The 24,511-nt window shown below is 64.1% G+C and carries 25 protein-coding genes and 1 tRNA gene; 15 read left to right on the plus strand and 11 right to left on the minus strand.

Annotated elements, in window-relative coordinates; all coding sequences use genetic code 11:
* Positions 1–65 precede the first annotated feature (65 nt).
* The 4 genes from grxC (at position 66) to IE071_RS03065 (ending at position 3,155) form a co-directional block, all read left to right on the plus strand.
* Entirely contained in the window at positions 66–329 is a 264-nt protein-coding gene (grxC, locus tag IE071_RS03050) for a glutaredoxin 3 (protein ID WP_189439691.1), read from the plus strand.
* The gene (locus IE071_RS03055; RefSeq protein WP_189439692.1) at positions 326–706 is read left to right on the plus strand and encodes a carboxymuconolactone decarboxylase family protein; all 381 of its coding nucleotides are present in this window, start codon (positions 326–328) and stop codon (positions 704–706) included. The genes grxC and IE071_RS03055 overlap by 4 nt, the downstream gene beginning before the upstream one ends.
* Positions 707–877: 171 nt before the next feature.
* Entirely contained in the window at positions 878–1,891 is a 1,014-nt protein-coding gene (locus tag IE071_RS03060; protein ID WP_189439693.1) for an isocitrate dehydrogenase, read from the plus strand.
* Positions 1,892–2,006: 115 nt separating this feature from the next.
* On the plus strand, positions 2,007–3,155 hold the full coding sequence (locus IE071_RS03065) for a helix-turn-helix domain-containing protein (RefSeq protein ID WP_189439694.1): 1,149 nt from the start codon (positions 2,007–2,009) through the stop codon (positions 3,153–3,155).
* On the opposite strand, the gene IE071_RS03070 is transcribed toward IE071_RS03065, so the two are convergent.
* From IE071_RS03070 to IE071_RS03105, 8 genes are all read right to left on the minus strand, one after another.
* Positions 3,113–4,528: a serine hydrolase domain-containing protein gene (locus tag IE071_RS03070; protein WP_189439695.1), complete on the minus strand. Its 1,416-nt coding sequence runs from the start codon at positions 4,526–4,528 to the stop codon at positions 3,113–3,115. The genes IE071_RS03065 and IE071_RS03070 overlap by 43 nt on opposite strands.
* Before the next feature lie 172 nt (positions 4,529–4,700).
* Positions 4,701–5,156 carry a carboxymuconolactone decarboxylase family protein gene (locus IE071_RS03075; protein WP_189439696.1) on the minus strand — a complete coding sequence of 152 codons (456 nt, stop codon included), beginning with the start codon at positions 5,154–5,156 and terminating at the stop codon, positions 4,701–4,703.
* 37 nt (positions 5,157–5,193) lie between these two features.
* The gene (sigJ, locus tag IE071_RS03080) at positions 5,194–6,099 is read right to left on the minus strand and encodes an RNA polymerase sigma factor SigJ (protein ID WP_189439697.1); all 906 of its coding nucleotides are present in this window, start codon (positions 6,097–6,099) and stop codon (positions 5,194–5,196) included.
* Between the two features lie 57 nt (positions 6,100–6,156).
* Complete coding sequence (locus IE071_RS03085; protein ID WP_189440868.1) at positions 6,157–7,113, minus strand: aspartyl/asparaginyl beta-hydroxylase domain-containing protein; 957 nt, start codon at positions 7,111–7,113, stop codon at positions 6,157–6,159.
* Between the two features lie 41 nt (positions 7,114–7,154).
* Positions 7,155–8,276, minus strand: coding sequence for a class I SAM-dependent methyltransferase (locus IE071_RS03090; protein ID WP_189439698.1), 1,122 nt, complete (start codon positions 8,274–8,276; stop codon positions 7,155–7,157).
* A gap of 172 nt (positions 8,277–8,448) precedes the next feature.
* Positions 8,449–9,831 carry a PhoH family protein gene (locus IE071_RS03095; protein WP_189439699.1) on the minus strand — a complete coding sequence of 461 codons (1,383 nt, stop codon included), beginning with the start codon at positions 9,829–9,831 and terminating at the stop codon, positions 8,449–8,451.
* Positions 9,832–9,964: 133 nt separating this feature from the next.
* A complete protein-coding gene (locus IE071_RS03100) occupies positions 9,965–10,426 on the minus strand; it encodes a peroxiredoxin (RefSeq protein WP_189439700.1) in 462 nt (153 codons plus the stop codon).
* Between the two features lie 219 nt (positions 10,427–10,645).
* Positions 10,646–11,242, minus strand: a complete 597-nt coding sequence (locus tag IE071_RS03105) for a glycine cleavage system transcriptional repressor (RefSeq protein ID WP_425503418.1) — start codon at positions 11,240–11,242, stop codon at positions 10,646–10,648.
* 104 nt (positions 11,243–11,346) lie between these two features.
* Between IE071_RS03105 and dapA the strand changes: the two genes are divergently transcribed.
* Positions 11,347–12,243, plus strand: coding sequence for a 4-hydroxy-tetrahydrodipicolinate synthase (gene dapA / locus IE071_RS03110; RefSeq protein WP_189439701.1), 897 nt, complete (start codon positions 11,347–11,349; stop codon positions 12,241–12,243).
* A gap of 33 nt (positions 12,244–12,276) precedes the next feature.
* Positions 12,277–12,876 (plus strand): hypothetical protein, encoded by a 600-nt coding sequence (locus tag IE071_RS03115; protein WP_189439702.1) that lies wholly within the window; start codon positions 12,277–12,279, stop codon positions 12,874–12,876.
* Between the two features lie 104 nt (positions 12,877–12,980).
* On the opposite strand, the gene fdxA is transcribed toward IE071_RS03115, so the two are convergent.
* Positions 12,981–13,304, minus strand: coding sequence for a ferredoxin FdxA (gene fdxA, locus IE071_RS03120; RefSeq protein ID WP_189439703.1), 324 nt, complete (start codon positions 13,302–13,304; stop codon positions 12,981–12,983).
* 174 nt (positions 13,305–13,478) lie between these two features.
* Positions 13,479–13,554, minus strand: a tRNA-Glu gene (locus IE071_RS03125).
* 189 nt (positions 13,555–13,743) lie between these two features.
* On the opposite strand from IE071_RS03125, the gene pcnB reads away from it, so the two are divergent.
* The 5 genes from pcnB (at position 13,744) to panD (ending at position 17,796) form a co-directional block, all read left to right on the plus strand.
* Entirely contained in the window at positions 13,744–15,105 is a 1,362-nt protein-coding gene (gene pcnB, locus IE071_RS03130; protein ID WP_189439704.1) for a polynucleotide adenylyltransferase PcnB, read from the plus strand.
* On the plus strand, positions 15,102–15,587 hold the full coding sequence (gene folK / locus IE071_RS03135) for a 2-amino-4-hydroxy-6-hydroxymethyldihydropteridine diphosphokinase (RefSeq protein WP_189439705.1): 486 nt from the start codon (positions 15,102–15,104) through the stop codon (positions 15,585–15,587). The genes pcnB and folK overlap by 4 nt, the downstream gene beginning before the upstream one ends.
* Positions 15,588–15,617: 30 nt before the next feature.
* Positions 15,618–16,448 carry a 3-methyl-2-oxobutanoate hydroxymethyltransferase gene (gene panB, locus IE071_RS03140; protein ID WP_189439706.1) on the plus strand — a complete coding sequence of 277 codons (831 nt, stop codon included), beginning with the start codon at positions 15,618–15,620 and terminating at the stop codon, positions 16,446–16,448.
* 18 nt (positions 16,449–16,466) lie between these two features.
* Positions 16,467–17,312: a pantoate--beta-alanine ligase gene (gene panC, locus IE071_RS03145; RefSeq protein ID WP_189439707.1), complete on the plus strand. Its 846-nt coding sequence runs from the start codon at positions 16,467–16,469 to the stop codon at positions 17,310–17,312.
* 97 nt (positions 17,313–17,409) lie between these two features.
* The gene (panD, locus tag IE071_RS03150) at positions 17,410–17,796 is read left to right on the plus strand and encodes an aspartate 1-decarboxylase (protein ID WP_189439708.1); all 387 of its coding nucleotides are present in this window, start codon (positions 17,410–17,412) and stop codon (positions 17,794–17,796) included.
* Between the two features lie 16 nt (positions 17,797–17,812).
* Here panD and queG read toward each other — a convergent pair whose 3' ends face one another.
* Positions 17,813–18,910, minus strand: a complete 1,098-nt coding sequence (gene queG, locus IE071_RS03155) for a tRNA epoxyqueuosine(34) reductase QueG (RefSeq protein ID WP_189439709.1) — start codon at positions 18,908–18,910, stop codon at positions 17,813–17,815.
* A 15-nt stretch (positions 18,911–18,925) separates the two neighbouring features.
* Between queG and IE071_RS03160 the strand changes: the two genes are divergently transcribed.
* The 4 genes from IE071_RS03160 to mutL all read left to right on the plus strand — a co-directional run bounded on the left by IE071_RS03160 (position 18,926) and on the right by mutL (position 24,499).
* Positions 18,926–20,422 (plus strand): NAD(P)H-hydrate dehydratase, encoded by a 1,497-nt coding sequence (locus tag IE071_RS03160; protein ID WP_189439710.1) that lies wholly within the window; start codon positions 18,926–18,928, stop codon positions 20,420–20,422.
* Positions 20,419–20,901, plus strand: a complete 483-nt coding sequence (gene tsaE, locus IE071_RS03165) for a tRNA (adenosine(37)-N6)-threonylcarbamoyltransferase complex ATPase subunit type 1 TsaE (protein WP_189439711.1) — start codon at positions 20,419–20,421, stop codon at positions 20,899–20,901. The genes IE071_RS03160 and tsaE overlap by 4 nt, the downstream gene beginning before the upstream one ends.
* Before the next feature lie 173 nt (positions 20,902–21,074).
* Positions 21,075–22,628 carry an N-acetylmuramoyl-L-alanine amidase gene (locus IE071_RS03170; protein ID WP_189439712.1) on the plus strand — a complete coding sequence of 518 codons (1,554 nt, stop codon included), beginning with the start codon at positions 21,075–21,077 and terminating at the stop codon, positions 22,626–22,628.
* 62 nt (positions 22,629–22,690) lie between these two features.
* Positions 22,691–24,499, plus strand: a complete 1,809-nt coding sequence (mutL, locus tag IE071_RS03175; RefSeq protein WP_189439713.1) for a DNA mismatch repair endonuclease MutL — start codon at positions 22,691–22,693, stop codon at positions 24,497–24,499.
* Positions 24,500–24,511: the final 12 nt, after the last annotated feature.

Here is a 24,511-nt window from a genome sequence, read left to right on the forward strand (position 1 = left end):
GCTTGAGCTGGTAGCGGTGCGGCCCCATTTGATGACGGTCTTTCCCCAAGTTGCGGAGTGTTGTGATGTCCAAGATCGAGGTCTATTCCACGGCAGTGTGTCCGTACTGCGTGGCGGCCAAGAACCTGCTCAAGTCGAAGGGACTGGAGTGGAGCGAGGTGCGCGTCGATACCGACCCGGCCCAGCGCGACGCGATGCTGGCGCGCAGTAACGGACATCGCACGGTGCCGCAGATCTTCATCAACGACCAGTTCGTGGGCGGCTACGACGAGCTGGTCGCGGCCGACCGCAGCGGCAAGTTGACGCAGTTGCTGGAGCAGGGCGCATGAGTGACAAGCTCGCCGAATTCACCGCGTTCCGCCAGCGCATGAACGAGCGCATCCTGGCCGAAGACAACCAGGTCGTGCGGCGCTTCTTCGCACTGGACACACAGACCTACAAGGCCGGCGCGCTCGATGTGAAGACCAAGGAGATGCTCGGTCTGGTCGCCTCGCTGGTACTGCGCTGCGACGACTGCATCAGCTACCACGTGGCGCAGTGCAAGGAAGCCGGTGTCGAGCGTGATGCGTTTTTCGAGGTGTTCAGCGTTGGATTGGTGGTGGGTGGTTCGATCGTGATCCCGCATCTGCGCCGGGCGGTGGACCTGCTCGACCAGCTCGAGTCGGGCGCTGCTGCCGATGCAGCGTGCTGCACCGATCACGCCTGAGCACGCTAGGCTGCGGCTTTTTGCAATGCTGCGTGCGAGTATTTGCAACGCCTTACGCGGCCTTCGCCCTGTTCGCGTGGCGCTGCATCGGGGATAATTGACCGGTTTCAGCATGTGCCCGTTGTTCCCCCGCACGTGCTGCTCGTCAGTTTCCGTTATCAGGAGTTCCCCATGAGCAAGACAATTGCCGTGATCCCCGGCGATGGCATCGGCCCGGAGATCATGTCGGCCACGCTGCGCGTGCTTGACGCGCTGGATTGCGGTCTCAATTACGAGTTTGTCGACGCCGGCATGGTTGCGCTGGACAAGCACGGCGAGCTGCTGCCACAGGCCACGCTGGACAAGATCGCCGAGCGCAAAGTGGCGCTGAAAGGCCCGCTTACCACGCCGATCGGCGGTGGTTTCACCTCGATCAACGTGACCCTGCGCCGGCACTTCGACCTGTACGCGAACGTGCGCCCAGCGGTCAGCTTTCCGGGCACCAAGTCGCGTTACCAGAACATCGACATCATCACGGTGCGCGAGAACACTGAGGGCGCCTACCTGTCCGAGGGACAGACGCTGTCCGAGGATGGCGAGACCGCGATCTCGATGATCCGCAACACCCGCACGGGCAGCAGCCGTATCGTGCGTTACGCGTTCGAGCTGGCGGTGAAGAAGGGCCGCAAGAAGATCACCGCCGTGCACAAGGCGAACATCCTGAAGACCAGCTCCGGACTGTTCCTCAACGTGGCGCGCGAGATCGCCAAGGAATATCCGCAGATCGAGTTCAACGAGATGATCGTGGACAACACCTGCATGCAGCTGGTGATGAAGCCCGAGCAGTTCGACGTGATCGTCACCACCAACCTGTTCGGCGACATCCTGTCCGACCTGTGTGCGGGTCTCGTCGGTGGCCTGGGTCTGGCGCCGGGTGACAACATCGGCACCAACGCGGCGATCTTCGAGGCGGTGCATGGCTCGGCACCGGATATCGCCGGCAAGGGCATTGCGAACCCGTGCGCGCTGCTGCTGGCCGCCGCCGACATGCTCGACTATCTGGACATGGTGGCCAAGGGCGACCAGCTGCGCCAGGCGATCCGCGCCACGGTGGAACTGGACCATGCGCAGGTCACACCGGATCTCGGCGGCAAGGGCAGCACCGACAGCTTTGCCGACGCGATCGTCAAGCGCATCAAGGGCTGAGCCGGTTCACGGCTCGTCACGAAAGCCGCGGTCCTTCCGCGGCTTTTTTGTTGGATCAACCTTGGCCGAGCAGCTAGGCTCCCGGCCAGGATTGTGCGACCGCCGGAACTCGTCGATGCCATCACATGCCGTCCCCAGCAGTGCCTACGCGTTGTGGGCATTCATCTACATCGCCGCCGCGGTGCAGGCGGCATTGCTGGCGTTGGCACTATGGCGACGAGCAGTCAATCCCGAGGCGAACCGGGTGCTGGCGGTCTGGGTCGCGCTGACCGGCGTGGACTTGCTGGTCAAGGCGGTGTACTGGAATTCGCTGTCGCCGGAGTGGTTCAGGGCGTACCGCTTCGTCGCGCTGTTTCCGTTTCTCTACGGCAGCCTGTTCTACCTCTACGTGCGAGCGCTGATCGAGGCGCGCGGTTTTCGCCTGCGCGATGGCGTGCACCTGCTCGGTTTCGGCGTGATGCTGGCACTGAACGCGCATGTGCTGATGTTGAGCGAGCCGCAGATGCAGGCGCTGTCCGCGCGTTGGGTAGCGGGCGAAAAAACCATCGGTTCGTGGTTCGACCTTCCCTTGTTCGTCTACAGCCTGTCGTACGTGGCGGCTGCGCTGATGCGCGTGCATCGTTATCGTCGCCGCTTGCGCGAGCGGCGCTCGGATGCCGACCGTATGTCGCTGCGCTGGATCGACGTGATGGCCGCTTGCCAGGTCATCATCTGGATCATTGCCACGACCCAGTGGCTGGCGACGGTACCGGGGATCGACTACCGCCTGCTGTTCGGCGCGGTTGCCGCATGGGTCTGCGTGATGGGCTGGCTCAGCCTGAACCAGTCGCCGGTGGCGAGCGAACCGGTAGCGGTCGCCGAAGAAGATGCCACGTCTGGCGCAGGAGATTCCGACGATGCGCGCTTCCCTGCCGTGGAGGCGCGCCTGTCGCAGCTGATGCGCGGTGACGATGCGCTTTATCGTGAACCGGCGCTCACCATCGGACAGGTGGCCAAGCGCAGCGGCTATCCAGAGTACCTGGTATCGGCGGTGATCAATCGGCGCTTCGGCGGCACGTTCTGGGATTACATCAACCGGTTGCGCGTCGAGGCCGTGCGCGTGCGGCTGGCCGATCGACAGGACGCGCGCACCATCCTCGATATCGCCTACGACTGCGGCTTCACCTCCAAGTCCACCTTCAACGCCGCCTTCAAGCGGCAGATCGGCGAGACACCGAGCGGCTACCGCAAGATGGCGGCGACGGAGGGCCGCGCCGGCGCCTGACGGTGCAGGGCGGCGATGACCGCGGCGACCAGATCGCCGGTATCGTCGCCGTAGTAGAGCGAGATGCCCATGCGCACCACCACCAGCCGTTCCGACGGCACGATCACCACGTACTGCCCGAACGCGCCACGCGCGTAATACATGTCCTTCGGCAACTGCGGCATGCCCCACGGCGCATCCCACACCGGCACGCGGCCGTGGTTCACCAGATTGGTCCAGAAGCCGGCGCCGTAGCCGGTGTCCAGCGTCTGCGAATGGCTGTAATTGACCCAGCCTTCGGGGAGAATGCGCTGGCCGTCGACGACGCCATCGTCGAGGTAGAGCTGGCCGAAGCGGGCCAGGTCGCGGGCCGAGGCGTAGACGTTGCTGGCACCGATCGGCGTGCCGGTGGCGTCGGTCTCGATGACCGCGTCGCGCATGCCCAGTGGTCCAAACAGTTCGCGACGCGCGAAGCGTGCGGCATCGACGGCGTCGCCGCCGGTCGTGTCGCGGATCGCCCGCCCGAGCAGGAGATAGCTGAGGTTGCTGTAGCCCCAGGCCGTGCCGGGTGAGTGGGCGAGCGGCATCTTCGCGGCATAGCCGGCCATGTCCGGTTCGAGGTACAGCATGCGCGTCATCGGGCTGAGCGCACCGTCGGTTTCGTCGAACGGCAGGCCGCTGTCCATGCGCAGCAGCTGGTCGACGGTGACGGCGTGGTGCGGGTCTGTCGGCGAGCGCCACGCAGCGATCGGCGCCGGCTGGTCCAGCCGCAGCTTGCCCTGATGCACCAGAATGCCGATCAGTGCGCTGGTGATCGACTTCGATATCGAATGGGCCCAGATCGGCGTGTCCGGCCCGTAGCTGGGGGCGTAGCGCTCGGCGATCAGCTGGCCATCGTGCAGCACCACTACGGCCTTGGTCAGTCGCGGGTGGGCCGGATCGGGCTCGGCGAAGGCGCGGTCGAGTGCGTGGCGGATCGCCGGGTCGGCCGGTTCGATCACGTTCGCCGGCCAGGTGCTGGCGATCGGCTCGGGTTCGAAGCCGGCGGCCTCGGGTACGGCGCCGTCGCCCTGCACAAGCAGGCAGCCGAGCCCTTCGCGGTACACCGCCCGTGCACTGAAGTCGCCAAATACCGAGGTACGCACTTCGCGCCTGGCGCGGTCGACCTCGTAGTGGATCGCCCAGCCGATGCCGCGCATCAGCGGCAGTTGTTCCTCGGTCAAGGTCCGCTGCGGGTCGAGCCGCGCCAGGAACGCGCTGGTGCACAGCGAGCGGCTGACCGAGCCGGTGGCAGTGCGGAACAGATCCTTGCCGATGGTGCCGATCCAGACGACGGCGGCAAGCAGCAGGACGAGCAGGAAGACGAGAGTGATTTTCAGCAAGCGCAAGGCCATGGTGATCCGCCGGGTCGAGTTGTCGTGGCGGCCAGCATGGGTGGTGCGGGGGCGGTGATCGTCCGATCCGGCGGAATCGTACGGCGCAGGAATGGCGTACGGGTGCGATCCGACCGGCTCGGACGTCAGCCCAGCACGCCATCGGCACGGGCACAACCGTTGAACTCGGGTTTCAGTGTTTCGCCGGCTTGTAGCTGCCCGGCTCCGCACGTGACGGGATGGCGATGCGGTTCCAGCTGTTGATCAGGATAACCGCCATGTTGAGGTCGATCAGCTCTTCCTCGCTGAACTGGGCACGAGCCTCCTCGTAGATCTCGTCGGGTACGCCATGGATCGGGTCGAGCCGGGTCACCGCCTCGCACCAAGCCAGCGCAGCACGCTCGCGCGCACTGTAGAACGGTGCCTCGCGCCAGGCCTGCAGCACGTACAGCCGCTGCTCGGTTTCGCCGGCCGCACGGGCATCCTTGCTGTGCATGTCGAGGCAGTAGGCGCAGCCGTTGAGCTGCGAAGCGCGCATCAGCACCAGCTCGATCAGGCTTTGTTCGATGCCCGAGTTCTTGACGTAGTCGGCCAGGGCGAGCAGCGGCTTGATGGCCTCGGGGTGTTTGTAGACATTGAAGCGGGGCATGGGGTTCTCCTTGCGGTTTGCGGCCGGTACTGGCCGTTCAATGCAAGGACGTGGACGCCGCCGATTTCGTGACAGCCGCCAGCCGGGCGAGCTTGCCGGGGTGGCGCAAGGAGTGAATCGCGGTGATGTGCTCGCCGTCGTCGTCGATCCAGCTGGCCGAGATCAGCGTGTCGCCATGCCAGCCGAACAGAGCCGGCGTGCCATTGAGCTGGTGGATCTCGTGGCGCACGCCGCCATGCCGAAGCTGCTGCAGCCCAATCTGCATGTACAACCGGGCCAGCCGCTCGGCGCCGTGCAGAGGATGCAGGGTGGCTCGCGCCAGGCCGCCGCCGTCGGAAACGCTCAGGGCATCTTCGGCAAACAGGGCTCGCAGCGTGGACATGTCCGGTTGCTTCAGCGCCTGCATGAAGCGCTCGAGCAGCCGCCGCTGGATGTCGATGTTCGGCATCGCCTGGCGTGGACGATCTTCGCGCAACCGCTGCTTCGCCCGATGAACGCGTTGGCGGCAGGCGTCTTCGCCGATGCCGAGCATTGCCGCCGTCTCGGCATGGCTGTAATCGAATACCTCGCGCAACAGGAAGGCGGCGCGCTCCTCGGGGCTCAGCCGTTCCAGCAACAGCAGGAAGCTCAGGGTAAGGCTTTCGGCACGTTCCAATTGCGCTTCCGGCTGTTCGGATTCGGCGATCAACGGCTCCGGCAGCCACGGGCCCGGATAGTGCGAGCGCTCGGTCTTGGCGCGGCGCAGGCGATCCAGCGACAGTCGGGTGGTCACGGTGACCAGCCACGCCTCGGCGTCGTCCAGTGCGTCGACATCCTGCGCATCCCAGCGCAACCAGGCGTCATGCAGCACGTCCTCGGCATCGGCCGGTGTGCCGAGCATGCGGTAGGCCAGTCCGAACAGGCGTGAGCGGTGCTGCTGGAACAGGGCGGTTGGCGAATCCATGGCGTTCTCCGGCGAGGTACGCATCAAGGACGCACGAGGGTCACGCGTTGTGACAGTTCAGCGGAAGAGCGGCCATGGCGCCAGGAAGATCAGCCAGATCAGCAGCACGATGCCGGCGTACTTGCAGGCCTTGTAAAGCTTCTTGTACCGGTTCTTGAAGGCCGCTTTCCACGCATGGGTGGCACCCTTGCGGCGCTGGCTCAATGCAAACATGCGGTTGATGAAACCAGTCTTCTCCGCCTCGCCATCTGTGTTCGGTGAAGCGGTGATTTTGCCCATGAACGCGCCGACGCGGTGATTGATCGCGTTCATCCAGCGCGTGCGCAGTGGTCGCTCGACATCGGCGAACAGGATCACCCGGGTCTGCTCGCTGGTGTTCTCGGCCCAGTGCACATAGGTCTCGTCGAACACCACGTCCTTGCCGTCACCCCATGCGTGCTCTTCACCGTCGACGAAGATGCGGCAATTCCTTGAGTTGGGCGTGATCAGGCCCAGGTGATAGCGCAGCGAGCCGGCGAACGGGTCGCGATGCGGATTGAGTTTGCTGCCCGGCGGCAGCAGCGCGAACATCGCCGCCTTCACGCTGGGGATCGACTTCAGCAGCGCCACTGTCTGCGGGCACAGCGCCTCGGCCGAAGCCAGTGGCTCGCCGTACCACTTCAGATAAAAACGCTTCCAGCCCTGCTTGAAGAAACTGTTGAAGCTGGCGTCATTGTTCTTCGCGGCGGCGCGGATATATCCCTCGTCGAACAGGTGCGTCGCCTCGTCGCGAATGACCTTCCAGTTCGCCTGCAGCAGGTCCAGCTGCGGAAAGCCGCGGCGATCGAGGATGGGCTTGGCCGGCACCGCCGAGAACGCGTACATCAGCAGATTGTACGGCGCAAAGATCGCCGAGTGATCGACCAACTGGCGATCGAAGCGCAGCCTTACGCGGCCGCGCAGGTGTACCAGCAGCACGCACAGCACGAAGAACGCGAGCAGAGCGAGCAAGACGAGGCGAGGGGTAAAAATCATGTCGACGAATACAGCCATGCCAGAGTGGTCAGGCGGCCATTCTACTCGCTTGCGGATGGGCGCCATCCACGAGCTGGCACAGTCTTCGCACGTTGCTGCTCGGTCAGGGCCACATGCTGCTCGGCACTGATCGGTTCATGCACCGGTGACTGCGTGACACCGCCCTTGTGGCGCAACGCTGCGATCATGTTGGCGGCAGGGTAGCGGCCTGCCGACAACGCTGCTACATCAATCGCATGGATACGATCGATCAGTGCTTGATCGTCCGCCTGCATCGGATCGAAATTGAAACCGACTCGTCGCTCGATGAAGGGCACGATGGCAGCGCCAAAACTGAAGAAAAGTTCGAAATCGAACTCAGCCAGCAGACAACCGACGATATCCTGTGCACGCACTCCCTCGTTGGAATAGGCGGCGTGGTTGATCGGTCGATAGCGCGTCTGTATCGCGTTGAAGTGACGATCATGCCGTTTGGCCGTGGGCAGCTCGGCCCAGATCAGCTGTACTTCGGCCTCCACGTCGGGCCACAACAGGTGGCCGTTCCGACCGATGATGTCCGAGCTGAGCAGCGTGCCCCGTGGCGCCAGTGAGTCGCGCAAGGAACGACAGAATGTTTCCAGTGCAGTGACGTGATGGAAAAATTGGTTGACGATGATGACATCTTGCGGCGGCAGCTCGAAAGGCAAATTGCAGTCGCGTGCATCGAATGTCATCAAGGCGCTGACCTGACGGGCCTGTGCTGTGATGGCTGCGCGACGCATCAGAGCCGGGTTGAAATCGATACAGATGATGTGTGCCTGCACTCCCGCAGCCTTAAGTTGTTCGGCCAGAGCCACCTCCATATTGCAGGCGCCGGCACCAACGCTCAGTACGCGTACGGGCGTGTCGCCATTCGACGCATTTCGCAGGATACGATTGAAGAAGAACGCTTCCGGCGAGTCAATGCCCAAGCGATGCGCGTCAGGCGCTAGAAAACGGCTCGACCAGTAGCCAAAGATCGGTGGCAGTGTCTCGCCCTGATATTGCGGGGTCATGTTGAACGCGGCGCGTTCTGCTAATGCGCGCAGTCTGCGGCTGGCTGCGGCCGGCAGCACCTTGGTAAGTGCGGCAATGATCTGTTTAGCGATAAGGCGATGGCGGTAGGCAAAGGTGTTCAGAGACATGGAGCAGACTTTATCTGATCACGGCCTGAGGCAGCATGAATCATGCAGTGGATCGAGTCGGTCAGTGCCTCGGTATGTATGCACGTAATGGTTTCGGGCGGGTCTGGACCCCTGCGCCACTGCCGGCATCGGAGCCGGCAGTGGATGCTGTATGCGTCGCATGCAGTCGGACTTAAAGCGCCTCTGCCGCGAAATCCGCCAGCCGCGAACGTTCGCCTCGTCGCAGTGTGATGTGCGCCGAATGCTCCCAGTTCTTGAAGCGATCGACCGCGTAGGTGAGACCGGAGGTGGTTTCGGTGAGGTAGGGCGTGTCGATCTGTTCGACGTTGCCGAGGCAGACGATCTTGGTGCCGGGGCCGGCACGGGTGATCAGGGTCTTCATCTGCTTCGGGGTGAGGTTCTGCGCCTCGTCGATGATCAGGTAACGCGACAGGAAGGTGCGTCCACGCATGAAGTTGAGCGAACGGATCTTGATGCGCGAGGCGAGCAGGTCGTTGGTCGCCTGACGTCCCCAGCTGCCGCCGTCCTCGGGATTGGCGAGCACCTCGAGGTTGTCGGTCAGCGCGCCCATCCATGGCGTCATCTTCTCTTCCTCGGTGCCGGGCAGGAAGCCGATGTCCTCACCCACCGAGACGGTGGCGCGGGTCATGATGATCTCGCGGTAGCGCTGCTGGTCCATCACCTGCGCCAGGCCGGCGGCGAGGGCCAGCAGGGTCTTGCCGGTGCCGGCGTTGCCAAGCAGGGTGACGAAATCGACGTCCGGGTCCATCAACGCGTTGAGCGCGAAGTTCTGCTCGCGGTTGCGCGCACCGATGCCCCATACGTGGTGGTTGGCATGCGAATGGTCGTCCAGCAGCACCAGCGTGGCGGTGGTGTCGTCGATGTGCAGCACGCGCAGTTCGATCTCGTTTTCGCCGGGCAGGAACAGGCACTCGTTCGGATACCAGGCGTCTTCCTCGCGTCGATCCACCTTGTAGAACGTGCGCCCGCGCTCGGTCCATGACTGCACTTCCGGATGCTTATCCCAGAAGTCCTCGGACAGTTCGGTCGAGCCGGTGTAGAGCAGAGAGAAATCGTCGAGCGCGCGATCGTTCTCGTAATCCTCGGCGACGATGCCGTTGATGCTGGCCTTGATCCGCAGGTTGATGTCTTTGGTGACCAGGATTACCGCGCGGTCGGGATTCTGGTCGCGCAACTCGATTACCGCGGACAGGATCTGGTTGTCGGCTTTGGTGTGGCCATTGCTGCTGGTGCGGTGCTGGAAATACAACCGTCCGACGGAGCCGCCGCGCTTGAGCTTGATGCCTTGCGGGTTGCTCAGCTCCAGTCCTTCGCCAAGGTCGTGCTGCTTGCCCAGCTCGACCAGCTCGTTGAGAAAGCGGCTGACCTGGCGGCCGTTGCGCGAAACTTCCGAGGCGCCCTTCTTTTTTTCGTCCAGTTCCTCCAGCACGGTCATCGGGATGAAGACGTCGTGTTCCTCGAAGCGGAACAGCGAGGTCGGGTCATGCAGCAGGACGTTGGTGTCGAGAGCGTAGATGCGCTTGCTTCCGGTCATGCGGAAGTGTCCTCGCTGGTGGGTGGATGAAAGAACCGCGGCGTACGGCGATCCGCGGGGAGGTGATGTCGGTGCGGATCGTCGGCAGGATGTCGGCAAGCGGCGCCGGTAAAAAGCATGACGGCCGGGATGGTCACTTGGCGGGGATGCTGTCGAGCACGGTCTGGGCGTGGCCAGGTACTTTCACGCCGCGCCACTCATGGACCAGTTTCCCGTCGGGGTCGATCAGGAAGGTGCTGCGCACGATGCCCAAGTGACGTTTTCCGTACAGCACCTTCTCGTGGATCACGTCGAATGCCTGGCACCAGGTCTCATCGGGATCGGAAACCAGTGGAAACGACAGTTCCTGCTTGGTGGCGAAATTGGCATGCGATTTTACGGAGTCGCGTGACACGCCGATGACTTGCGCGTTGCGTTGGCGGAATGCCGGATACAGGTCGCGAAAATCCTTCGCCTCGTTGGTGCAGCCGGGTGTGCTGTCCTTGGGGTAGAAATACACCACCACCCATTGCCCCTTCAGGGTGGCCAGCTTCAGCGTGCTGCCATCGCCGATGACGCCATTGAGTGCGAGGACTTTCTTGCCGACTTCGGGCATGACTACTCCTGCACAGCGAGTGGCCGCTGCGCATGCATGTGGAAAGAGGGATTCAGGGACCGGCTGACGGCAAGCATTGCGGGTGGTACGCAGAAAGCGATCGGATTGGATCGACACACTGACGGCAATGCAGCGTTCCTCGGTAGTCCTGGGAGCAAGACTAGCGCGTGCAGACCCGCCGATAACAGCCCTTGTCAGATGCGCCGGTTCGCGCGATGCTCAGAACTTCACCGGATCCATGATCGCATCCAGATTCAGGCCGTCGCACAGCTCGAGAAAATCGTCGCGCAGCGCGGCAATATGGATCTCCGCCGGAACGCCGATGGTGAACTGGGCCTGGAACATCTCCGCGCCGGTCTGCATCGCCTGATAACGGGTGGAATTAAGCTGCTCCACACTGATCTCGTGCTGCGTGAAGAACTCCACGATCCGCGCCACGATGCCCGGCCGGTCGGCCGCCACCACTTCCACCAGGTACGGCAGCAGGTGCGAGCTGTTTTCGCGCGGGCCGGTGCGGTAGTGCACCAGTCGCAGGCTCTCGTCACGGGCCAGTTTGGTCAGTGCGGTTTCCAGCTTGGCCAACGCGTCCCACGCGCCACTGGCCAGCAGCATCAGCGAGATTTCTGTGCCGATGGTCGACACGCGTGATTCGGAGAGGTTGCAGCCGGCGTCGGCAATACGCTTGGCCAGTGCCAGCAGCGGCGACTTGCTCGATGGCGTGAGTGCCTGGATCAGCAACTGATTGTCGTTGCCTGCACGTGCAGCCGCGGGAGAAGAGGCGGAAGTGGGTTTCAAAGGTTCTACCTGTGGCGGCATGCCGCGTGCTGCGGAAACGACGAGATTACTCCGATCGAGCTTACTTGCCCGTATCTCAAGGCGGCAAGTAACATGCAGGGCTTGATCTGGAGCGGAATCGAGTCTTGAACATTCGCGGAAGCATCTGCGCGCTGGTCACCCCGTTTGCAGCCGATGGGGGGCTCGACCTGTCGGCGTTCGGCCGCCTGCTTGACCATCAGTTGGCCGGCGGTACGCAGGCGCTGGTGGTGGCTGGTTCCACCGGCGAAGCACACATGCTGGAGCACGACGAGTTCGATCGGCTATTGGCATTTGCGGTCGAACACGTGGCCGGTCGCGTGCCGGTGATCGCCGGTACCGGTGAAGCCGGTACCGCCAAGACCGTTGCCTTGACCCGTCGCGCCAAGGCGCTGGGAGCTGATGCCGCACTAGTGGTGACGCCGTATTACGTGCGTCCGACCCAGGAAGGCTTGCGCCGCCATTTTCTTGAAGTGGCCGAGCACGGTGGCCTGCCGGTCGTGCTGTACAACGTGCCTACCCGAACGGGTTGCGACCTGCTGCCGGAGACGGTGGCCGGGTTGCGCGAGCATCCGGCGATCATCGGCCTCAAGGAGGCGCGTGGCGATCGCGAGCGGATTTCGGCGCTGGCGGAACTTGTGCGCGCGGATTTCGTCTATCTGTCCGGCGACGATGGCAGCGCCGGTGTGGCGATGCTGGCCGGTGCGGCCGGTACCATCTCGGTGGTGGCCAATCTGGTGCCGCAGGCATTTCGTGCGTTGTGTGACGCGGCTACCGGTGGCGATCAAGTCGCTACCGAGCGGTGTCATGCGGCGCTCGATCCGTTGGTGCAGGCGCTGAACTGTGCGCCAAACCCGATCGCGGTCAAGGCTGGTCTGCCCGTTCTGGGGCTGGGTCTGGCGCTGCCGAGGTTGCCGCTGGTGGAACTGAACGACGGTCCGGATCGCGCCCGATTGCACCAAGCGCTGTCCAGTCTGGCATCCTTGGCGACTGCGGCCGGTTGACGGTTGCCTGACTTACTCACGGAATCTGACTACATGAAGAAAACCTCGCTCCTCGTGGCCCTGCCGGCTGTGGCCCTCAGTGGCCTGCTGCTTACCGGCTGCGGCATGTTCCGCTCGCACAAGGCGTGGGACACCGCCCAGCAGCAATCGCCGCTGGAGATTCCGCCGAGCCTGGATCGTCCTTCGACCAGTGATGCGCTGGTGATTCCGCCGCCGGGTGCCAACCAGCCGACATCCAGCGGTGCGACGGCCAGCGTGGGCGGTGTTGCCGGCCAGATGGGCCAGGTTTCCGATGGTTTTGTGCATGCGGGCAGCGTTGACAGCGTCTACGCCAAGGTGGGTGAGGCGCTGGCAGGCGGCACGCTGGGGCAGTTGGTCAGCCATGACGATGCGGCGCATAGCTATGTGGTCGCCGTGACTGCCGCCGCCGGCCAGAAAAAGAAGGGTTTCTTTGGACGCATGTTCGGGCGTGACAAGAGCGATTCCGCCAGCACGGTGGGAACGCCGCATCAGGTTCAGATCAGTATCAACAGCAGTGGTGCGGACGGCAGCGAAATCCGCGCGCAAAGCGACTCCATCGCGGCGGTGGCGAAGGTGATCGACACCTTGAAGTCGAGCATCGGCAAAAAGTAACCAACGAAGTGAGCATGGAGCCTGTCGTCGCTGGTTTGGGCAGGCTCTAATGGAAACGCCGCCTTGATGGCGGCGTTCTTTTGTCTGGCTATCTGGGAGGCGGGTCAGCGCTGGAGCAATTCAAGCTTGCCCGGCTTGCCTTCCCAGTCCTTGGCGTCGGTCGGGCTGTCCTTGCGCTCAGTGATTACCGGCCAGCCCTTGGCCAGTTCGGCGTTGAGCGCCACGAAGGCTTCCTGGCCGGCCGGCACGTCGTCTTCCGGATAGATCGCGTTGATCGGGCACTCCGGCTCGCACAAGGTGCAGTCAATGCACTCGTCCGGATCGATCACGAGGAAATTGGGGCCTTCATGGAAGGCGTCGACCGGGCAGACCTCAACGCAATCGGTGTACTTGCACTTGATGCAGTTGTCGATGACGACGAAAGTCATGGGCGGCTTTGGCCTGCTTGTGAGAGGTATGCCAGGCGGCCCGGTAAATCGGCGCGTCGGCTCTTGTGAAAAGTGCGGCCATGGATGGCCGCTTTTGATCCAGCCAGTGGCGCCGAGCTGCAATATGACGCTAACCGACCCGACCGGAGCAATCACGGAAGATTGCAAAAGCAATGGTGCTCCCTACGAGACTCGAACTCGTGTTCCCGCCTTGAGAGGGCAGTGTCCTAGGCCACTAGACGAAGGGAGCGTTATGCTGTGAGGCGCGCTAGTATAACGGAATTGTTTCGTGCGGCAATGCTTGGCATGCATTGGCCTGCGCTGCTCGGAGCATGCCCCGTCGATGCACGTGCCATGCGTTCCACGGGATGATCCGCGGCGCCGCGCGCCGCGATATATTGCAACCAAGGGCAGCTTCGCCCGCAAGGATTCCGACCGCTTGAATCTCGAATCAAGGACCGACCTGACGCCAGCGCTGCGGATCATTCCGCGCGACCAGCACATCATCTCGCGCAAGAACGTCAGCAAGGCGGCGCTGCGGGTGCTGTATCGCCTGAACGAGGCCGGTTATGCGGCCTATCTGGTCGGCGGTGCGGTGCGTGATCTGCTGCTGGGCCTGCAGCCGAAGGACTTCGATGTCGCCACCGATGCGACGCCGGACGAGGTGAAGAAGCTGTTCCGCAACTGCCGCCTGATCGGTCGGCGCTTTCGGCTGGCACACGTGGTGTTCGGCCCGGAAATCATCGAGGTGGCGACGTTCCGCGGCCTCGGCGAAGAAGGCGGCGAGGGCGACCGGCATATCGTCGACGGTCGCATCGTGCGCGACAACATCTGGGGCACGATCGAGGAAGACGCGATCCGCCGCGACTTCCGCGTCAACGCGATGTATTACGACATCAGCGATTTTTCGGTGCGCGACTATGTCGGTGGCATGCAGGATCTGCAGGATCGCGCGTTGCGGCTGATCGGCGATCCGGATACCCGTTATCGCGAGGACCCGGTGCGCATGCTGCGTGCAGCGCGTCTGGCGGCCAAGCTCGATATGCGCATCGACGCGGCCGCGATGGCACCGTTCGAGACGCTCGGCCCATTGCTGGCCGATGCCGCACCGGCACGCTTGTTTGACGAATCGCTGAAGATGTTCCTCAGCGGCAACGGTCTGAAGAGTTTCCGCATGCTGGAACAGTGCGGTCTGCTGAAATTCCTGTTTCCGGCGACTGCGCGGGCGCTCAAGCGCGGCGACGAGGCGCTGCGCTCGCTGGTCGAGCACGGTCTGGCGAATACCGATGCACGCATTGCCGAAGGCAAGTCGGTCACCCCGGCGTTCCTGTTCGCGGTGCTGTTGTGGGGCGAGGTGCGCGATGTGGCGCATCACTGGATCGCCCGTGGCCAGGAAAGCACCGAGGCGTGGGCACGTGCTTCGGCCCAGGTGGTCGGCGAGCAGTGCCAGCGGGTGGCGATCCCGCGTCGGTTCACCTTCACCATGGAAGAGATCTGGTCGCTGCAGCCGCGTTTCGAGCAGATCCAGCGCAAGCGGGTATTCCGCCTGATGACGCATCCGCGCTTTCGCGCCGCGTTCGACTTCCTGCTGTTGCGCGCGGATGAATCGCCGGCGATGCGCGAGCTGGGTCAGTGGTGGGCGCACGCGCAGCAGTTGCCGCAGGATGTGCTGGCAGCGGCGCTGCCGGCTGGTGGTGGTAGCAGTGCCAGTGACCATGTCGTGGCGGCGCCGGTAGCCGGCAAGCCACCGCGCCCGCGCCGCCGCCGTCGCAAACCGGGCGGAAAATCGGGTTCCGCGTGACGCTGGCTTACGTCGCGCTGGGCAGCAACCTCGGCAATCCACAGCAACAGTTGCTCGACGCGATGGACGCGCTGGCAAACCTGCCCGATACCCATCTGCTGCAGCGTTCGCATCTGTATCGCACACCGCCATGGGGCATGCTGGAGCAGCCGCCGTTCGTCAACGCCGTGGTGCAGCTGGATACGATGCTGTCGCCACATGCGTTGCTGGATGCGCTGCTGGCGATCGAGCAGCAAGCCGGCCGGGTGCGCGCCGAGCGCAATGGTCCGCGCACGCTGGATCTGGACCTGCTGCACGTCGACGGCGTGCAGCTCGACGATCCGCAGCTGACCTTGCCGCACCCGCGCATGGCCGAGCGTGCATTCGTGCTGCTGCCCTTGCACGATGTCGCGCCGGCATTGCCGTTGCCCGGGTACGGCACGGTGGCAGAGCGGCTGATGCAACTCGATCTTGCCGGTTGCGTAAGGCTGCTTGAGCCATAATCGGCGCCCGCCATCCCATCAGGAATTGCCGTGTACGTGCAGAACGCGAATGTCCCCGAACGCAAGCCGGTTACCGTGCCGGGCCTGCATGCGATGAAAACGCAGGGGCAGCGCATTGTCATGCTCACCGCCTATGACGCCAGTTTCGCCTGGCAACTGGAGACGGCCGGGGTCGACATCGCGCTGGTCGGCGACTCGCTCGGCATGGTGGTGCAGGGACATCGCAGCACGCTGCCGGTGACGCTCGATCACATGGTCTATCACACCGCCGCGGTGGCCCGTGGACTCACGGCGACGCTGCTGGTCGCCGACATGCCGTTCATGGCCGATCGCGATCTCGCGCACGTGCTGGAAGCCGGCGCACGGCTGGTCGGCGAAGCTGGCGCGGCGATGGTGAAGATCGAAGGTGCCGCGCCGCATATTCTCGAGGCGATTGCCGCGCTGACCGCACGCGCGATTCCTGTCTGCGCGCATCTGGGGCTGACCCCGCAGTCGGTGCACAAATTCGGCGGTTTCCGTATCCAGGGCCGCGAGCAGGCGGCCGCCGATCGCGTGCTGGCCGAGGCATTGGCGGTGCAGGCGGCTGGTGCGGATCTGCTGGTGCTGGAGGGCGTGCCGGTCGAACTGGGTCGACGCGTGACCGAGGCATTGACCATTCCAGTCATTGGCATCGGCGCCGGCCCGCATTGCGACGGACAGGTGCTGGTGATCCATGACATGCTCGGCATCACGCCGGGCAAGCGACCCAAATTCAGCAAGGATTTTCTGGCCGGGCGCGACTCTGTTGGTGCGGCTATCACGGCATATGCCGCGGACGTGCGCAGCGGTGTGTTCCCGGCACCCGAGCATTGTTTCAACTGAGCAGCGAGTCGACGCACCATGCAGACCGTACAAGACGCCCCCGCCTTGCGCGCCGCGATTCGTGGCTGGCGCAGCAAGGGCCTGACGGTGGGCTTCGTGCCGACCATGGGCAACCTGCACGCCGGCCACCAGTCGCTGATCAAGCTGGCGCGGGCGCGTACCGACCGGGTGGTCGCCAGTGTGTTCGTCAATCCGACCCAGTTCGGCCCGAATGAGGATTTCGAGCGCTATCCGCGCACCTTGTTGCAGGATCAGACGGCGTTGACCGAGCAGGATTGCGACCTGCTGTTTGCGCCGGACGTGGCGACGATCTATCCGTTCGGGGCCGAACACAGTGTCAGCCTGCGCGTGCCGCAAATCACCGAGACACTGGAGGGCGCGCATCGGCCCGGGCATTTCGATGGCGTGGCCACCGTGGTATGCAAGCTGTTCAACCTGGTGCAGCCGGATCTGGCCGTGTTCGGCCAGAAGGATTTCCAGCAGCTGAAGGTGATCGAGCGGATGGTGCGTGACCTGTCGTTGCCGGTGATGGTAATGGCCGCGCCCACCTTGCGTGCTGATGACGGCCTGGCGCTGAGTTCGCGCAACCAGTACCTGTCCGCCGCCGAGCGTGCGCGGGCGCCGTTGATCCACGACACCTTGCTGAAGATGCGCGAGTTGCTGGGCAAGGGGCATCCCTGGCAGGCACTCGAGCAGACCGCCGCCGCACGCCTGATTCGTGCCGGATTTGTGCCCGATTACACGGTAATCCGCCGTGCCGAGGACCTGGCAGAGCCGGCCGAAGGCCAGCGCGACGGCCTGATCGCCCTGATTGCGGCACGCCTCGGCCAGACCCGCCTGATCGACAACTTGCTGTTCGACTGAGGCGCCCGCATATCGCGGACGAGGCCGCTGATGTTGCAGTGCAGCGTCATCGGTTCGATAATCGCCGACTTTGCAGAACCCTGCGGGACAGAACGTCATGCACCTGAACATGCTCAAGGCCAAGATCCACCGTGCCACGGTGACCCACGCCGAGCTGCACTACGAAGGCTCGATCGCGATCGACGGTCTGCTGCTGGATGCGTCGGGTATCCGCGAGTACGAGCAGATCCACGCCTGGAACGTCAACAGCGGCCAGCGCTTCGTCACCTACGCCCTGCGCGCCGAGGAAGGCTCCGGCATCATCTCGGTCAACGGCAGTGCCGCGCGCAGCGCCCAGGCGGGCGACATCATCATCATCGCCGCGTTCGTGCAGTTGAATGAAGCCGAGCTGGAGCACTATCAGCCGGTGCTGGTCTATGCCGATGCAAAAAATGGCATCTCGCACACCAACCGTTCGATTCCCAAGCAGATGGCCGCGGCCTGAGCTGATCCTGCCGCGTTCAGCGCCGCTGCTTCGCCAGCGCCCACGCCACATGCTCGCGCACGATCGCCGAAGGGTGATCGACGCGGGCTTCGAGTGATTCGCGTACGCCTGTTGACGGCGGCGCATTGCCCAGTGCCACCGCGATATTGCGCAGCCAGCCTTCGTAGCCGGTGCGGCGGATCGCCATGCCTTCGGTGCGCTTGAGGAATTCCTGTTCGCTCCATGCAAACAGCTCGACCAGCTTCGCGCCGTCGAGGCTATGTCGTGGCGCGAAATCCGGCTCGGCGGTTTCCTGCGCGAACTTGTTCCACGGACACACCAGCTGGCAGTCGTCGCAGCCGAAGATGCGGTTGCCCATCGGCACGCGCAACTCTTCCGGGATGCTGCCCTTGAGCTCGATCGTGAGATAGGAGATGCAACGTTTCGCATCCAGCCGGTACGGCCCGAGGATCGCCTGTGTCGGACAGATCTCGATGCAGCGGCTGCAACTGCCGCAGTGCGCGCTGGCTGGTGCGTCGACCGGCAACGGCAGGTCGGTGTACAGCTCGCCAAGAAAGAAATACGAGCCGGCGCGGCGGTTGATCAGCACGGTGTGCTTGCCGATCCAGCCCAGCCCCGCGTTGCGTGCCAAGGCCTTTTCCAGCACCGGCGCGGAGTCCACATAGGCGCGATAGCCGAAGTCGCCGACCACGGTGTGGATACGTTCGGCCAGCTTCTGCAGGCGGTTGCGCATCAGCTTGTGATAGTCGCGGCCCAGCGCGTAGCGCGACACGTAACCGGCTTCGGCATCCTCCAGTACGCCCCAGGCGTTGGCGGTGCCAGGCGGGATGTAATCCATGCGCACCGAGATGACCCGCTGCGTGCCGGGTTCCAGTTCGGCCGGCCGCGCGCGCCGGTTGCCGTGCCGGGCCATGTATTCCATCTCGCCGTGATGGCCATCTTCGAGCCAGCGCTCGAGATGCTGCTCGTCCTCGCCCAGATCGGTGCCGCTGATGCCGGCTTCGGCAAAGCCCAGTTCGATCGCCCAGCGTTTGATGTCGCGGGCGAGGGTGGCGTAATCGGGCGTGCTGCGGATGTCGGTGCTGGACATCCGACTATTGTAGAGGCGGCCCATGCCTATAATTCACGTATGCCAGCCCACCCGTACAGTCGCGATCTCCATACCGTTGCACAGCTGCGCGTGATGGAAGGCACCGCGCTCGCAGCCCTGGGAATTTCCGGCCATGAGCTGATGCGTCGCGCGGCGAATGCCGCGCTGAACAGCTTGCGCCGACATTGGCCGCAACTGCGACAGATCTGCATCCATTGCGGCCCTGGTAACAATGGCGGCGACGGCTTCCTGTTGGGCGTGCTGGCGCGTGAAGCCGGGCTGCAGGTCGAACTGGTGGCGCTGAGTGCGACGGCGCACGGTGAGGCGGCGCTGGCGCGTGCGGCGTGGGAGGCCGGCGGCGGCAAGGTGCAGCTGTGGGACACCAATGGCGTACTGCCTACGGCTGAACTGCATGTGGATGCGTTGTATGGCATCGGTCTCAATCGAGCGCCCGAGCCGGCGGCGGTGCGACTGATCGATCTGATCAATCACAGTGGCCGGCCGGTGCTGGCACTGGATGTACCCAGCGGCTTGAATACCGATAGCGGCGACTGTCCCGGTGCGGCGATCCGTGCCGATGTCACCGTCACCTTCATCGCCGGCAAACGCGGGCTGCATACGGGCCGCGCTGCCGATCAGGTCGGCGTGCTCGAACTGGCCACTCTGGGTGTGCCTGAAAGCGTATACGCGGATACGTCGCCCGACGCGCGGTTGTTGGTCGCCGAGGCGTTGCCGTCGCGCGCGCGCTACGCCAACAAGGGCGACAACGGTCATGTGCTGGTGATCGGCGGTGAGCACGGCATGGCCGGCGCGGCGCGGCTGGCGGGCGAATCGGCGTTGCGTGCCGGTGCCGGTCTGGTCAGCGTGGCGACACGCGCCGAGCATGTGTTTGTACTGAATGCTGCGCGGCCGGAACTGATGGTGCATGGCGTCGATGGTCCGCAGGCGCTGGCACCGCTGCTCGAACGTGCCAGTGTGCTGGCACTTGGGCCAGGTCTGGGGCAGGCCGCCTGGGGCCACGCGCTGTGGTTGACCGCGCTGGACGCGAACAAGCCGCTGGTACTCGATGCCGACGGTCTGAACCTGTTGGCACGCGAACCGCGTCAGTTCACGGCACCGACGGTATTGACGCCGCATCCGGGCGAGGCGGCGCGCTTGCTTGGTGTTTCCACCCGCGAGATCGAGCAGGATCGTTTTGCCGCGGTGCGCGAGTTGACCAGGCGATATGCCGCGATCGTCGTACTGAAAGGCGCCGGTAGCTTGATCGCCGATCCGAATGGACGTCTGGACGTCTGTCCGTGGGGCAACCCAGGCATGGCTTCCGGTGGCATGGGCGATCTGCTCACCGGCATCATCGCGGCGCTGCTTGCGCAGGGTTGCGGCGTATGGCAGGCCGCCTGCCTTGGCGTGGGTCTGCATGCGCGCGCCGGTGATCGTGCCGCGCAACAGGGCGAACGCGGGCTGCTGGCAAGTGACCTGCTGGCGCCACTGCATGCGTTGGGCAACGGCATATCGAACTGCGAGCGTGATGCATGACCGGGCATATCGAATCCGGACGGGAATGGTCATTGCCAGATGAGGCGGCTACTGCTGCGCTGGGTGCGCGGGTAGCGGACGTACTGGACGACGGGCTGGTGCTCTACCTGCATGGCTCGCTCGGCGCCGGCAAGACCAGCTTCGCGCGTGCCTTGCTGACCGCGTTGGGCGTGGGCGAACGGGTCAAGAGCCCCACCTACAGTCTGGTCGAGGGTTACATGGCAGAGGGGCGACCGGCGTGGCATCTGGACCTGTACCGGATCGCCGATCCCGGCGAGCTCGAATGGCTGGGTCTGGACGCGCTGGCCGATCCAGCCGCGTTGGTGCTGGTGGAATGGCCCGAGCGTGGCGCTGGCGCGTTGCCTGCAGCGGACCTTGAGTTGCGCCTGGACTACGCCGAGCAGGGCCGCCAAGCTTTGCTGCGAGCCTTCACTCCGCGCGGCGAAGAGCTGCTCGCGCGACTGGGTGAGCGCAGCTAAGTATTGATTTCTCCTTGAGAAATTGGCGATCCAGCCATTTTGGCAAGGATCTGTTCGGAATGCGCGACTTGCGGTCGATAACTTGATATCGCCTGATAAATAGTCCGCAGGTTATGGATATTCAAGGAAAAAGTCGCTTGCATTCAATGATTGACTGCGTTTCAATGCGGCTCATGAGGGGCTACCTGAACAATCTGGGTGGATTTGTCGCCGTCGCAATCATGGCGATCGCCCCATTGTGTGCGGCCCAGGCAGCCGATCTGAAGGACGCGCGCGTATGGGCCGGCCCGGATTACACCCGCGTGGTGCTCGATGCCTCCGGCCCGCTGCGCTACACGGTCAACCAGAAAGACGGCCAGATCGTGATCGATCTTCCCGACAGCGGCGTGAGCCATGATTTTTCCGATCCGGCTGCGCAAGGCCTTTTTCGGGGCATGAGCCATGCCCGTATCGGCGATCACCTGCAGCTGACCGCCAAGGTCGATCCGGCCAGTCGCCTGAAGAGCTTCGTGCTCAAGCCGGCCAGCGGCACGGATTATCGGCTGGTGCTGGATCTCTACCCCGGCAATGACGGCAAGAGTGACCGCGCCAGCGTTGCTGAAACTGCCCCGACTGCCCCGGCTGCACCTGCACCAGAGGCTCCTGCGCCGGTCTTGGTTCCCAAGTACAGCAATCCCAGCCACAGCAGCCGTGTCGCCACCGAGCAGGCCGCGGCCATGCTCAACGGCCAGCGCGCCGTGGTGGTAGCGATCGATGCCGGCCATGGCGGCAAGGATCCCGGTTCGCACGGTCCTGGCGGCACACTGGAGAAGGATGTCACCCTGGCTGTGGCGCGCAATCTCGCGGCGGAAATCAATCGCCAGCCGGGCATGAAGGCGGTGCTGACGCGTGATGGCGACTTTTTCATCCCACTCACGCAGCGCTATCGCATTGCCCGCGAAAACAATGCGGACCTGTTCGTGTCGATCCACGCCGACGCTTTCACCAGCGATGACGCCAAGGGCTCGTCGGTGTGGGTGCTGTCGCCGCGCGGCAAGACCAGCACGGCCGCGCGCTGGCTCGCCGATAGCGAGAATCGCGCCGACCTGATCGGCGGCATCACGCTGGACGACAAGGACGACGGCTTGGCCAAGGTCTTGCTGGATCTGCAGCAGGGTTGGGCGATGCAGGCCAGCGACATGGTCGCCGGCAACGTACTCAAGGCGCTGGGCATGCTCGGGCCGACCCATCGTGGCTATGTGGAACGGGCGAACTTCGTGGTGCTGCGTTCGCCGGACGTGCCGTCGATCCTGGTCGAGACCGCTTTCATCAGCAATCCGGCCGAGGAGCGCAAGCTGCGCGATCCGGCACACCAGAAACAGCTCGCCGAAGCGGTGATGGGCGGCGTGAAGAATTATTTCGAATCGACGCCGCCGCCTGGCACCTGGTTCGCGGCGCAAGCTGCGCGACGTAACGGCAACAGTGTCGAGCTGGCATCGGGCAAGCCGGCAAGTGTCGACAAGAGTCCTGCTGCGAAATCGGTCAGCACCAGCCGTGTCGCACAGACCAGCAATCCGGCACCACCTGCGGATGCCGGCGTACGTGATCTGCACCGGGTCGGCCCGGGTGAAAGCCTGCGCAGCATTGCCCGCCAGTACGGCATCAGTATCGGTGCGCTGAAGAGTGCCAACCAGCTGAGTACCGATACGGTGCGTGCTGGCACCATGCTGGCCATTCCCACCGGTTGATCTCATCCGGTCGGCATCGCGGTGACGACGGCTTCGCGGTCGTTCGCTGCTAAAGTTCGCGGATGACTGTGATCCGCCTGCTTCCCCCCGAACTCATCAACCAGATCGCCGCCGGCGAGGTCATCGAGCGACCGTCTTCGGTGGTCAAGGAGCTGGTCGAGAACAGCCTCGACGCCGGTGCCACCCGCATCGAAGTGGACATCGAGGCGGGCGGCACCCGCCTGATCCGCGTGCGCGACGACGGCGGCGGCATCCATGTCGATGAGCTGCCGCTGGCGGTCGCTTCGCACGCGACCAGCAAGATCGGCAGCTTCGATGATCTGGAGCATGTCGCCAGCATGGGTTTTCGTGGTGAGGCGCTGGCTTCGGTCTCGTCGGTATCGCGTTTCGCACTGACCTCGCGTGCACGCGATCAGGACGCTGCCTTCCGCATCGAAGTCGATGGCGGCAAGTTGCAGGCGGCACGCCCGGCGCAGCATCCGCAAGGCACCAGCGCCGAAGTGCGCGACCTGTTCTACAACGTGCCGGCGCGGCGGAAATTCATGCGCGCCGAGCGCACCGAATTCGCGCATATCGATGACCTGCTGAAATCGCTGGCACTGGCGCGCGGTTCGGTGGAATTTCGGCTCAGCCACAACGGCAAGCCGGTGCGTATCTGGAAAGCCGCCCGCGACGAGCAGGCTGCGCTGCAACGTGTGGCTGAAGTGCTCGGTGAGGAGTTTCCGGCGCAGAGCCTGCGTATCGATCACGCGATGGCCGGGCTGCATCTGTCAGGCTGGGTCGGTCTGCCGACCGCCTCGCGTGCGCAGGCCGACTCGCAATATTTCTACGTCAACGGCCGGCTGGTGCGCGACCGCATCGTTGCCCACGCGGTGCGTCAGGCCTATGCCGACGTGCTGTTCCACGGCCGTCACGCGGCATTCGTGCTGTATCTGGAGCTCGATCCGGCCGGCGTCGACGTGAACGTGCATCCGGCTAAGCACGAGGTGCGTTTCCGCGAGCAGCGGCTGGTACATGATTTTTTGTTCCGAACCCTGCATGAGGCATTGGCACAGACGCGAGCTGGAATGAGCAGCTTGCCGACGAGCGAACCGGCACTCGTGCCGGGTAGCTCGTATGTTGCACCCACATCATCCGCGGCAACGGCGTGGCCAAGCCAGTTCAGCCAGAACCGATTGAACCTGGGCGTGCGCGATGCACCCTTGGCGGGTTATGCCGCGTTGCTCGGCGAATCGTCGCCGGCAGCAACTTCATCCGTATCGATGCCGATGGCGGAAGAGGGGGAGACACCACCGCTCGGTTTCGCGATCGCGCAGCTGAAGAGCATCTTCGTGCTGGCGGAGAATGCGCACGGCATGGTGCTGGTCGACATGCACGCCGCGCACGAACGCATCACCTACGAGAAACTGAAATCCGGTCGCGCCTGCAGCAACCTGCGCTCGCAGATGCTGCTGGTGCCGCTCGGCATTGCGGTCAGCGCGAAGGAGGCGGCCGCAGCGGAGGAACACGCCGAGGCATTGGCCGAGTGGGGCCTGGAGCTGTCGCGCAGCGGCCCGGCGACAGTCGTGGTGCGGCGCATTCCGGCCTTGCTGGAAGGCGCCGATGTCAGCCAGCTCAGCCGCGACGTGCTGTCCGAACTGGCCCAGCACGGCAGCTCGCGGCGTCTGCAGGAGCTGGAGAACGAACTGCTCTCGACCATGGCCTGCCATGGCTCGGTGCGTGCCGGACGGCGACTGAGCATCCCCGAAATGAACTCGCTGTTGCGCGAGATGGAGGCGACCGAGCGCTCCGGACAATGCAATCATGGTCGTCCAACCTGGATTCAGCTGAGCCTGTCCGAGCTCGACAAGTTGTTCATGCGCGGCCGTTGACGCGCTATCTGT

Origin of the sequence: Rhodanobacter panaciterrae, from assembly GCF_014651895.1 — a bacterium.
GTDB lineage: Bacteria > Pseudomonadota > Gammaproteobacteria > Xanthomonadales > Rhodanobacteraceae > Rhodanobacter > Rhodanobacter panaciterrae.